This is a genomic window from Anaplasma phagocytophilum (assembly GCF_023476575.1).
Taxonomy (GTDB): domain Bacteria; phylum Pseudomonadota; class Alphaproteobacteria; order Rickettsiales; family Anaplasmataceae; genus Anaplasma; species Anaplasma phagocytophilum_A.
On record NZ_JAHLEX010000030.1, the window covers coordinates 1 to 11,566 of the forward strand.

At 40.7% G+C, this 11,566-nt stretch carries 9 protein-coding genes; 6 read left to right on the top strand and 3 right to left on the bottom strand.

What is annotated here, in order from left to right:
* Window positions 1–510: 510 nt before the first annotated feature.
* Genes yidC through uvrA form a run of 4 tightly spaced genes read left to right on the top strand, consistent with a single transcriptional unit; the run spans window position 511 to window position 6,443 of the window.
* Complete coding sequence (gene yidC / locus KPX09_RS02355; RefSeq protein WP_249548787.1) at window positions 511–2,217, top strand: membrane protein insertase YidC; 1,707 nt, start codon at window positions 511–513, stop codon at window positions 2,215–2,217.
* Window positions 2,218–2,241: 24 nt separating this feature from the next.
* Entirely contained in the window at window positions 2,242–2,688 is a 447-nt protein-coding gene (locus KPX09_RS02360; RefSeq protein ID WP_249548788.1) for a 6,7-dimethyl-8-ribityllumazine synthase, read from the top strand.
* Between the two features lies 1 nt (window position 2,689).
* Window positions 2,690–3,550 (top strand): transcription antitermination factor NusB, encoded by an 861-nt coding sequence (gene nusB / locus KPX09_RS02365; RefSeq protein WP_249548789.1) that lies wholly within the window; start codon window positions 2,690–2,692, stop codon window positions 3,548–3,550.
* A 28-nt stretch (window positions 3,551–3,578) separates the two neighbouring features.
* Window positions 3,579–6,443, top strand: a complete 2,865-nt coding sequence (gene uvrA / locus KPX09_RS02370; protein ID WP_249548790.1) for an excinuclease ABC subunit UvrA — start codon at window positions 3,579–3,581, stop codon at window positions 6,441–6,443.
* A gap of 361 nt (window positions 6,444–6,804) precedes the next feature.
* Here uvrA and KPX09_RS02375 read toward each other — a convergent pair whose 3' ends face one another.
* Window positions 6,805–6,948: a hypothetical protein gene (locus KPX09_RS02375; protein ID WP_249548791.1), complete on the bottom strand. Its 144-nt coding sequence runs from the start codon at window positions 6,946–6,948 to the stop codon at window positions 6,805–6,807.
* Between the two features lie 69 nt (window positions 6,949–7,017).
* Complete coding sequence (locus KPX09_RS02380; protein ID WP_249548792.1) at window positions 7,018–7,161, bottom strand: hypothetical protein; 144 nt, start codon at window positions 7,159–7,161, stop codon at window positions 7,018–7,020.
* Window positions 7,162–7,425: 264 nt separating this feature from the next.
* Between KPX09_RS02380 and KPX09_RS02385 the strand changes: the two genes are divergently transcribed.
* Window positions 7,426–7,623 (top strand): hypothetical protein, encoded by a 198-nt coding sequence (locus KPX09_RS02385; protein ID WP_249548793.1) that lies wholly within the window; start codon window positions 7,426–7,428, stop codon window positions 7,621–7,623.
* A 964-nt stretch (window positions 7,624–8,587) separates the two neighbouring features.
* Window positions 8,588–11,068, top strand: coding sequence for a leucine--tRNA ligase (gene leuS / locus KPX09_RS02390; RefSeq protein WP_249548794.1), 2,481 nt, complete (start codon window positions 8,588–8,590; stop codon window positions 11,066–11,068).
* Window positions 11,069–11,369: 301 nt separating this feature from the next.
* On the opposite strand, the gene KPX09_RS02395 is transcribed toward leuS, so the two are convergent.
* On the bottom strand, window positions 11,370–11,566 hold a 197-nt coding region (locus KPX09_RS02395), incomplete at its 5' end, for an orotidine 5'-phosphate decarboxylase / HUMPS family protein (RefSeq protein ID WP_249548795.1).

Genomic DNA, 11,566 nt, shown 5'->3' on the forward strand with positions numbered 1-11,566 from the left:
CGGTCGGGCAGAAGAATTGTATTACATAGAAAACTCTCTTCATAGCTCATCGTTGGTTTACTATTGTCGACATACAGTACTGTGCCCCTGGTTGAGTACGAATGTCATCACTGAATAATGGATCGAGGTCTCAAAACAACTATAGGGTATAAGTTTGTCGCATAGTAGAAGCACACTTATACTATAGGTGCTGTAATGACTTGGCATTGTAGTATGTATCAAAAACTTTTATATTGATTTCTGTCAGAAAGATAAGAAAAAAAGGCTGTGTTTGACCGTATAGTACAAGATAGCAAACTCTGTAAAAATAGCTGACAATATAGCTTCTCTACTTTGAAAAGTAGAGCTAAGCCGAGCATGTCATTTGAAAAGCCACATACTATAGTTCCGAATGACATATTTTGGTGAGCATATCCGTATTGCGTTGCAATGCTTTATATGCTAGCTTAGCTGATTCGGTGGCATGCAGTTCTGTGTGCTCTGAAGTCACTTACATGGCGTTTTGTGTATATGTCAGAAGTTCGTAATTTGATACTGGCGGTCGTTGCATCTGTTGCAATAATGCTGGGGTGGAAATACATTTATGGAGAGTTTTTCGCGGTGAACACTGTTCCTGAAGGGGTTCAGGAATCAGAGTCACTAATACCAGAAGTTGATGATATTGTTGATTATACTTCTTATAGTGATGCACGAAAGCAAGTCCCGCGCGTCGAGCTTAAGAACTCAAAGCTAGCTGCCTCTGTGTCACTTAGAGGTGCTTTAATAGATGATGCGTCCTTGGTAAAATATCGGGTATCGCTTGATAAAAATTCGGAAAATGTGCTTCTAATGTCTCCTGAAGGGACAGTTAGTGATTCTATGGTCGAGTTTGGATGGGTTGATCCAAAACACGTACTAAAGGTTCCAGGTAGGGATACTGTTTGGAATCTGGAAGATGGTAGCGATGAGCAGAATTTTACGATTCGTTGGGATAACGGAGAGGGGTTAATTTTTCGGTTGAAGTTCTCCTTGGATCAAGATTATATGCTCACGGTGACTCAAGAAGTTGTTAACAATACTGATGTTAACGTACACCTTGCACACTATGGTAGGATTAATAGAGCACATTCTAAGAGTAGTAAATCTTTCTGGATTTCACACGAAGGTGCAATTGGTAGTTTTGGTCATGGGCTCAAGGAATGGACATATAAAAATTTAGAGGAAGCTGTAAGTATACGGCTCAGCGGCATAACTAGAGAAGATGGCGGCCATAGCTGGATTGGTTTTGCAGATAAGTATTGGTTTGCAGCATTAATACCTTCAGCATCTGAGAAAGAAAAGCTGGCTTTCCGTACGCAGCGCGTTTTCAGAGACGGAGCAAGACGTTTTCAAGTAGATTACAGTAAATCACACGGTGTGATAGGAGCGTATGATAAGGTAGAGGCGGTCACGCATCTATTTATGGGAGCTAAAGAGCTAGAGCTCTTGGATAAGTATAAGGATACGCTGAATATACCAATGTTCGATAAGGCAGTAGACTTTGGTATGTTGTATTTTATCACAAAGCCCGTATTTTTACTGTTGCAGTATTTTCATAAGCTGTTAGGAAATTTTGGTTTAGCGATCGTAATGTTGACGGTGGCTATCAAGTTAGTAGCCTTTCCTTTGTCAATGAGGTCATACGTTTCAATGTTCAAGCTCAAAAGGCTACAGCCAGAGGTTTTAAGAATAAAGGAACTGTATAAAACAGATGATCTCAGGATTAGTAAGGAGATAGCTTCCTTATTCAAGAAACACAAGGTTAGTCCTCTTTCCGGGTTTCTACCGGTACTGATTCAGATTCCGATATTCTTTGCATTGTACAAGGTGCTATTTGTTACTATAGAAATGCGCCATGCTCCCTTATTTGGTTGGATAAGGGATCTTTCTAGTCAAGATACGGCAAACTTCTTAAATCTATTTGGATTAATTCCTTTAGAGCCTCCGTTCTGCATAGGTGTTCTGCCTGTTGTATTAGGTCTTACAATGGTGTTGCAGCAAAAAGTTATGCAAAAAGATCAGGCTACGTCGGATAGATATGGTGTAATGAAATTCTTGCCATATATCTTTGTGTTTGTATTTTCCTCTTTTCCTTCAGGACTTGTGCTATACTGGATATGTAGCAACGTTATAACCATTCTGCAGCAAATTGTGATTAGGTACTTTGTCTGTAGAAAAGAGATTGGTGAAACTGGATAGTGTGTGGTCGTGGTGGAAAGTGTTATGGATACTAAATTAAGTGCTTTGATTGTTGTCGGGTCTTTTCATACTGATGTTTGTGGACAGCTTGTAAAGGGGGCTATAGAAAGGATCAAGGCTTATAATGCTGCTGCAGAATGTGAGGTTATTGAAGTGCCTGGAGCTCTAGAGATACCGCAAGCTATCTCTTTTGCTATCATGAGTGATAGAGAGTCTTATGATGGGTATGTAGCGTTGGGATGCGTTCTTAGGGGATATACAGATCATAACATTCATGTTTCGAAGTCGGTTTTCTCGACTCTGAGTGACATTGCAGTACAACATGCAGTACCAATGGGAACGGGTATAATAACTGCTGATACTATGAGTTTGGCTATGGAAAGGGCTGATGTAAATGGAATAAATATAGGTGGTAGAGCAGCTGCTGCGATGTTAAGAATGCTGGAATTGTATAGAAGGTTTTTGGGCTAGCATGATGGAAAAAGTGGTTAATGGAGCTCACGATGATATGCCATGGCATGTTGGAAAAACTTCTGCTAGATTCCTAGCGGTACAGGGTGCTTACGCCATGATGTTCGGTGCTTACACGGCATCTGATCTGGATGATCTCTTGGAGCACTTATGTGAAATGCAGGAAGTGCTTGATTTGTATAGAGTGGACAAGAAGTTGCTGTCTAGAATTCTGGGGTGCATGGTAGAGAAATGTAACGAAGTAGATAGTTTAATTTCGGTGCATCTAAATGAAAAATGGTCTATGGAGAGGATAAATTTGGTGAGCCTAGCTGTTATGAGAGCTGGCGTGTGTGAACTGCTCTGTTTAAGGACTAGTGAGTGTGTTATAATAAATGAATATGTAGGAATAGCTTCTACTGTGCTGGAGAAGAGTGAGGTCAATTTTGTAAATGCCATTTTAAATAAAGCGAAGACTGTGCGGTCTTCTGCATGCGACTTATCGTTATCGACTTTTGCGGATAATTCTGATGGAGCCCCTTCAGCGACGTGTGAGGGCGTGCTAAATTTTGGCGCGGGAGATGGGGTGAAGCTAGAAAACACTGATGGCGCTGTAGACGCGGATACGGACATGGGTTTTGTCTCAAAATCTGAAATTCCCGTAAGATATGTGGCTGGGGAAGGTGCTACTAGTAGAGTTCTTGGCGATTCTGAAATCTCACATATTGAGTGCTATCAAGGAATTGAAGGGGATGATAACGGAGGTGCTGAGACGGTAAGACTGGATGGTCTTGTGGATTCGGGTGGAGATACAAGCGTGGCTGAAGCTCTTCGTACCGTATCCGAAGTAGAGTCTTCTGATCTGCTAGTGGTAAGTTGCTAATGAGTGGCTCGTAGAGGTATGGCTTGTCATGGCTAAAGGGGTCATCAGCGTTCGTGGTGCGAGGGTACATAATCTTAGGAACGTTGATGTAGATCTGCCTAAGAATAAGCTCATTGTCATCACTGGTGTCAGCGGTTCTGGAAAGTCTAGTCTAGCGTTTGATACACTTTACGCTGAAGGGCAGCGGAGATATGTAGAGAGTCTTTCTTCCTACACAAGGCAATTCGTAAACCTGCAGGCTAAGCCTGATGTGGATTCTATTGAAGGTTTGTCACCTGCTATCTCTGTTAGTCAGAAAACAGCGGGAAAAAACCCTCGCTCTACCGTCTCTACGGTTACGGAAATACATGATTATCTACGTTTGATGTTTGCTAGAGTAGGAGTGCCCTATTCGCCTACGACGAATCGTCCGATAGTGAAATTTACAGCATCGCGGATGGTAAGGGAGATAGCAAATCTTCCTCCCGGAGCGAGGGTATACTTACTTGCGCCCATCGCCTCGGATAAGCATACCGAGTATGTTAAAGAAATATCTAACATACGTAAACAAGGTTATGTTCGAATAAGTATAGATGGGGTGGTTTACGATATTAATGAGATTCCCAAGTTAGAGCATAACAGACGTTACAATATTTCAGTTGTGGTAGATCGTTTAGTGATAACTGGAGAGAGATCAAATCGCATATCGAGTAGTGTTGAAAATGCGTTAGCTGTGGGACATGGAGTCTTATACGTTAAGATAGTAACGTTGCCTGGTGATTATACTGAGAATAAATATGTAGAAGGCCAAGTCTTGGTGTTTTCAGAGCATTTTCTCTGTCCTGATAGTGGCTTTAACGTGGGAGCTATAGAGCCAAAGCTCTTTTCGTTCAACATAGTAAATAGTGCGTGCCAATATTGCATGGGTTTAGGAAGAAGCCGTTCCATTGATGTAAACATGCTAGTACCCAATGTGGAATTATCTATCATTCAAGGTGCTATAGATCCGATTGGCCCTGTAAAACCTGTATGCTATTCGTCGTATGAGTCTACTTTCGTGCATAAATGTAGCAGTGAGATACTTGCTGTCGCTGAAAAATATGGCATAGATATATCTCAACCCTGGCACCGTTTGGATTTGAAATTCCGTAACCTACTGATGTTTGGGAATGAGGAGGGAGATTCCAACGCAGCTAAGGTGGGAATTTTCAAAGGTGTAGTGGGCTATTTGAGTGATCCAGAAAACATAGTGGCTGAAAAAATAGTGGAAAGGTATTCCGTATTTAGAAAGTGTCCTCACTGTGCCGGTTTCAGATTATCGCCTCAGGCTTTGAGCGTGAAAATTGACGGTAAGCATATTGGTAACGTATGTGCTATGACGGTAAGTGAGACGATTGAGTGGTGTAAGGAGCTACCTGCTAGACTGACAGATTTCGAAAAACAAATCTGCTCAAAGCTGTTAGATGAGATAATAGGACGGCTTACTTTCTTGTCAAATGTAGGGCTTGGATATTTAACTCTAGATCGGGAATCTAGGACACTATCTGGCGGTGAAAGTCAACGTATAAAGTTGGCGTCTCATGTTGGATCTAGTCTCACTGGAGTGTTATATGTTCTTGATGAGCCTTCTATTGGGCTACATCAACGTGACAACGCTCTACTAATTGAAACGTTAAAGAATCTTCGGGATTTGGAAAACACTGTTGTAGTTATTGAGCATGACGAAGAGACGATGATGCATGCTGATCATATAGTTGACGTGGGTCCAGGTGCAGGGGTTCATGGGGGACAAATTGTTGCCCAAGGCACTTTAGACGAGATACTTTCTAATACTAATAGTATGACAGGAAGATTTCTTAGCGGAAAGCTAGACATTCCGATTTCCGATTGCAATAAAACTTTCTCAAAATGGATTAAGATTCGTGGCGCTTGTAAGAATAACCTCAAAAATGTTGATGTGACGATCCCTATTGGTGGATTTACCTGTGTAACAGGAGTTTCTGGTAGTGGAAAGTCGAGTCTCATAGGAGATATACTGTATCCGTATGCTCTGCATAAAGTCTATGGGGTAACCCCGCCGCCTAGGGAGTGCTCTGGAATCTTAGGGCTTGAGAACATAGATAAAGTTATAGAGATAGACCAATCCCCTATTGGAAGAACGCCTGCTTCAAATCCCGCTACTTACGTTGGGTTATTCACGCATATACGTTCGTGGTTTGCCGGGCTACCTTTGGCAAAATCTCGCGGATATACGATGAGTAGATTTTCTTTTAACGCTAAAGGTGGTAGATGCGAGTCTTGTAAAGGCGACATGTATATGAAAATAGAAATGCACTTTTTACCTGACATGTACGTCACGTGTGAGGAGTGTAACGGGATGCGCTACAACCGAGAAACTTTAGAAGTGCTATACAAAGGAAAGTCTATAGCTGATGTTTTGGATATGACTGTTGATCAAGCATTGGACTTTTTCTCCGCGATTCCTCTCATCAGAGAAAAGCTAGAATCCTTACAAAGTGTAGGAATGGGCTATATAAAGATTGGACAGCCTTCTACTACCCTATCTGGTGGTGAATCACAAAGAATAAAGATGTCGAAAGAATTATCGAAGCGGTCTACTGGGAACACATTATACATTCTTGATGAACCCACTACTGGGCTGCATATCTCTGACATTCAGAACTTGCTACAAATTCTACATCGGCTTTCTGATATGGGTAATACTGTAGTGGTGATAGAGCATAATTTACATGTAATAAAAACTGCTGATTACATAATAGATATTGGGCCTGAAGGTGGAACAAATGGAGGAGAAGTTGTGGGAGTTGGCTCACCTCATGAACTCGTGAAAAACTATCCTAACAGCATCACTGCTAAATACTTAGCTCCTTACTTGAAGATCTCTAAATCTTAAATGATCTGAAATTGTAGCTTACGAATTGCTGCGGCTGAGTGCATATCACGGCATCGTCTAAGCTTGTAGGTCATTTCTATATGCTATTGCCTAAACCGCAATACATCTCTCGACTTAATGAATATTCAATTGGCAATTCCTTCAAAACTAACATTGTTGTTGCTCAAAAAAGATCAATCTCGGGGACTTGAAAAGTCTGAGAATCATAAAACATGATTTAAAGAATATTACTTAATAGATGGGACTTACACCTTAAACACAATTCAGATACTAACTCCTTGAAGCGCTGGTAAACTTTATAAATCTTAATTTGGAAAGATATAAGCTCTTAGGATAAGTCGCGCATCCTTTTCAGTTATCTCTATTCTATGACATCTAGGCCTATGTCTTTGCACTTTACTGCATTTGTAATGCATCCTACGGATATATAGTCTACACCACATTCAGCAATAGCTCGCACATTTTTTAGATTTACTACGCCAGAAACTTCTATTTTTGAACGCATATTAACGATTCTTACTGACCTTTTTATGTAATCCAGCACACAGTATTCACGTTGTTTATAACAGATTCCTCAACTTGCTCCTTTAGTATCACATTCAACGATAGTGACAACGTTACCCAATTTTTCCCTAACCTTGTAAACACATTCAGGTATACCGCTACAGCCAGCTATATGGTTGTCTTTTATCAATCCAGTCCTAAAAAACTCTCTCATCCCCCAATATGCACGGCATTAAGGACAGATTTCCTCAAACCAGGACATGTTTTTTTCTAGTACTGCAAATGATTGCATTGGTTCCATGATAGCTTTCTTATTTATCATGCAACGCGTGGGAATAAAGCATATAAGGGTAGAGATATACCGCAAAGGTGTTTTGGCCCGTTACGCTTACTGTGTAAGTACAAATTTTCATATCACAGTTCTTGTAGCCACATGCTTTGTTTATGCAGTCGTCAGTTATGAGGATACAGGCAAAAATTGTGGAGAAGGTCTTTGATAGGTGCAGAGATTGTGCATGCAGATTTACTCAATATGGAAAGTAAGCAAACTATTTCGGAAAGTCATATTAAAGCCCAACAATCTTTGGCGAAAATATACAGTAGTCAAACTTATCTAGAAGGTTATGGAGCTTTTATGGGAATTGCCACTGTCTTTAGCATTTTCGATGAGAAGTAAACTATGCGCCTACGGGTAACAACATTTACTTACCTAGCTCAGAACGTTATTAATCAGTCCGTAGATTTCACTTCTCAGCTATTAAAAAGAGTATATGCGGCTGCGGTTATCTGTAGAAAACAGAAATCATAGAGCAGGCCTTTGTTCGAAGATGGAATTGAGAAAGTATACTAAAAATACTGATAAGTTTTCCCCCTGAGTAAATAAGAAGATGTTACCAGAAGAAAGAAGAAAGCGGGATTTGTGCTCAAAAAGCATGGGATACTGTAAGTGATAAAAGTATTGATACTGACTTTATAATATTCCCCTCCCACTGATACTGATAAAGAAAGTGGCATTTTTATGGAACTCTGCGCAGTATATTCCCAGGGAAATGAGTTATTTAATGACTTAAGTCTCCAAGATCGTCAAAAGTTACAACATATAGTAGTGTTTGGGGATAGTTCTTTTAGGGCTGAGCTAATAAATTACGCGTTGTATTCGGTGTTTGAATCTCCGCCAGTCGAGGAAAGGACAAGAATATATTGAGAAGGATATTGAAGAACAGATGCCTTATTTAATATAGGCAAATTCCGGGTTTAGTTAGCGTTGCTTCTTGCCTGGCGCCAATATACCTATCTGGTAAAACTACTACTGTGTATGGCAAAGTTTTTTAGAATTATGAAATAATTAGCATACTGTACGCATTGCAGTGCATGAACACTTTTGGCACAAACTTGGAGGGTATTTTATATATTTAGGAACAATAGGCGTTTTTAAATCATAGCCTACTCTTCAGTTAAAAATTCTCTTGATATAAGTAAAATAACATATACATAACACCACGATACTACGCTTTGCTCATGTATTGCTCTTCTAGATTATATGCTATAGTTAGCCAGTTGAATGAATGGTGACACGCACTCTGTATGCAAAATCGCCAAGCATTTTAGTGGAATATACAAAACACCGGGGCCCATTGTACATGAGTTATGATTTTAAAAATATAGAGAGTGAAATACAACAGCAGTGCTGCTTTGCTATTGACCAAAGCGAAAACATAGACTGCTATGTCCTTAGTATGTTCCCATATCCTTCGGGAAATATCCATATGGGGCACATACGTAATTACGTCATAGGGGACGTAATAGCTCGGTTTAAGCGTGCAAAGGGGTTTTCTGTTCTACACCCTATAGGATGGGACTCTTTCGGTCTCCCGGCTGAAAACGCCGCTTTGTCCTATGGTATTAACCCCGAATTGTGGACAAGGAATAATATAGATTCCATGCGGGCACAGCTCAAAGCTATAGGTATCTCATATAACTGGGATCGGGAAATTACTACCTGCTCGGAGGACTACTATAAGCATGAGCAAAGTTTCTTCATCGACTTTTTACAGAACGGATTAGCCTACCGCAAGGAATCATGGGTTAATTGGGATCCAGTAGATAATACAGTTTTAGCTAACGAGCAGGTAATTGATGGTAGAGGTTGGCGCTCTGGTGCTCCGGTAGAGCGCCGTAAGTTATCTCAGTGGTTTTTGAGGATTACTGATTACGCTCAAAGCCTCCTAGATGGGTTGAATAATCTCCCTGGATGGCCTGAAAAGGTTAAGCTTATGCAGCAACGATGGATTGGGAAAAGCGAAGGCGTTGTAATAGAATTCGATACAAACTGTGCACAAAAGTTAGAAGTGTTCTCCACTATGCCCCATATGCTTTTTGGAGCGACATTCTGCGCTGTCTCTATTGATCATCCTGTATTGCAATATGCTACAGCAGCGGGATTTGCTGAACGTATTAATGAGCTCACGAAACCTGTTCTGCAATGCAAAGATGCAGAAAAGTCAGGTATCGACACAGGGCTGGTAGCAAAGCATCCGTTTTTAGACAGGAAATTGCCTATTTACGTAGCAAACTATGTTCTTGAAGACTCTGGCACAGGGGCGGTGTTTGGATGCCCAGCTCATGATCAAAGGGATTTTGAATTTGCCAAGCTTTATGGCCTACCAATACAGCAAGTGGTATTTCCTGAAGAGGGTTTGGTATGTAACTTAGAGGAAAGAGCCTACACTGGAGATGGCGTATACGCTAATTCCGGCTTTCTTGATGGAGTGCGTCTGGGCGATGCTAAACGTGTAATGCTGGAAAAGCTGGAATCACTTGGTAATTGTAAGCAAGTCACCAATTATAGGCTACATGATTGGGGAATATCGCGGCAAAGATATTGGGGTTGCCCTATTCCGGTAATATATTGCACAGAGTGCGGAATAGTGCCCGTAGATAAGAAGGATTTACCTGTGCGGTTACCGCAAGATATAGATTTCTCAAAAGGTGGCAATCCACTGGTGAATCATCAAACGTGGAAACACGTAAAGTGCCACGTTTGTGGAAGGGCTGCAGAGCGAGAAACTGATACTTTTGATACCTTTTTTGAGTCTTCATGGTACTTTGCAGCATTTTGCAGTAGACAAAACGAGTTAAACCTGTCTGATAGCAACAGAATTCTGCCAGTAGATTACTATATAGGTGGCATAGAACACGCTGTTCTACATTTGCTTTATTCTAGATTTTTCTGCAGGGCACTGGGTAAATGCGGACACTTACAAATCGAAGAGCCTTTCCGGAATCTTATTACGCAAGGTATGGTTTGTCACACCACATATCAAGACGAGTCTGGGAATTATCTTTTTCCTAAAGATGCTGAAAAAATGGCTGATGAAGGTAAAAAAGTCTTTCAAGGCAAAGTTGAGAAAATGAGTAAATCGAAGAAAAATGTGGTTGATCCCAGCGAGATACTCGAGCAATATGGAGCAGATACTGTAAGATTGTTCGTGTTATCAGACACTCCTCCGGAGAGAGATATTGAATGGACGGACTGTGGAGTAGAAGGTGCATGGCGGTATTTGGAGCGCTTATGGAAGGTTTTAAGAAGTAATACTAGTATTAGCACGGAATTTAACAATGAGAACACAAGCGGCAAAGATCTTGAATTTCTGTCTAAAGTGCATAAGCTTCTCAACGGTATTGAAGCTGATATAGAGTACTGTAGGCTAAATTGTGCCGTAGCAAAATTCAGAGAGATGAGCAACATAGTGTTTGAAATGATGAAGTGTTCAGCTAGCAATTCCGTTATTAATGAATCTGTGTGCATTTTACTGCGAGTTATGGAACCATTTATTCCTCATTTGACTGCGAAGTTATGGGAGATTATCGGTGGAACGAGCATGCTTTGTGAGCAGCCTTGGCCGAGTGTAAGAAAGGACCTACTCCAAGAAAACTTTGCTACCATTGCTGTTCAAGTGGATGGCAAATTTTGTGGTACTCTTAGAGTGGAGTTGCAATGTGTTGATGAAAAGGTCAAGACCGAAGCCTTAGAACTGGCGCAGCGCAGAATAAAAGAGCGTTTAGTAAAAAACATACACTATGTGCCTGGCAAGGTGGTGAATATTGTCACAAAGGCCTAATATTGCGTGTAGTAATACGCTACGGGGATGTAATATGAGAAGTAATCTACGCGTTGGTTGCGAGTGTAAGTTCAACGCTCCTCAGCAAATGCAAATGATACTGAAAAAGTACTATAAAGTATTTTAGTGCGTTTCTAGAAAAATGAAATTTTGATAGGTAAGAATTTTAAGAGTACTAGGCATGCAAGAGAATTCAGATAGTCCCAAAAAGCTTCTATGGCGTTTTTGGAAAAACGAAATTTTAATAGGATGAGATTCGCAATATATACCATACAACGGTAACGTCGTGGTCATCATGTTCTTAATGGTGGAAAATAACCGTAACACAAAAAAGACCTATACCCTCACGATCTAAGGCTTCAGTTACGTTGGCTCCTATAATCATGTTTTTCCCACCGCTAACGTGTATGGTCAACATCTCTATAGCTGGAAAGTTTATAACGGACTTTAACGCACCACGGACTGTATTAGGAATATCGTGTAGCTTAAGGTCTAGAA

Bases quoted from the DNA above. Each gene is read 5' to 3' on its own strand.
- nusB (WP_249548789.1), top strand. From the start codon at position 2,690: ATGATGGAAAAAGTGGTTAATGGAGCTCACGATGATATGCCATGGCAT.
- KPX09_RS02380 (WP_249548792.1), bottom strand. From the start codon at position 7,161: ATGAGAGAGTTTTTTAGGACTGGATTGATAAAAGACAACCATATAGCT.
- yidC (WP_249548787.1), top strand. From the start codon at position 511: ATGTCAGAAGTTCGTAATTTGATACTGGCGGTCGTTGCATCTGTTGCA.
- leuS (WP_249548794.1), top strand. From the start codon at position 8,588: ATGAGTTATGATTTTAAAAATATAGAGAGTGAAATACAACAGCAGTGC.
- KPX09_RS02375 (WP_249548791.1), bottom strand. From the start codon at position 6,948: ATGCGTTCAAAAATAGAAGTTTCTGGCGTAGTAAATCTAAAAAATGTG.
- uvrA (WP_249548790.1), top strand. From the start codon at position 3,579: ATGGCTAAAGGGGTCATCAGCGTTCGTGGTGCGAGGGTACATAATCTT.
- KPX09_RS02360 (WP_249548788.1), top strand. From the start codon at position 2,242: ATGGATACTAAATTAAGTGCTTTGATTGTTGTCGGGTCTTTTCATACT.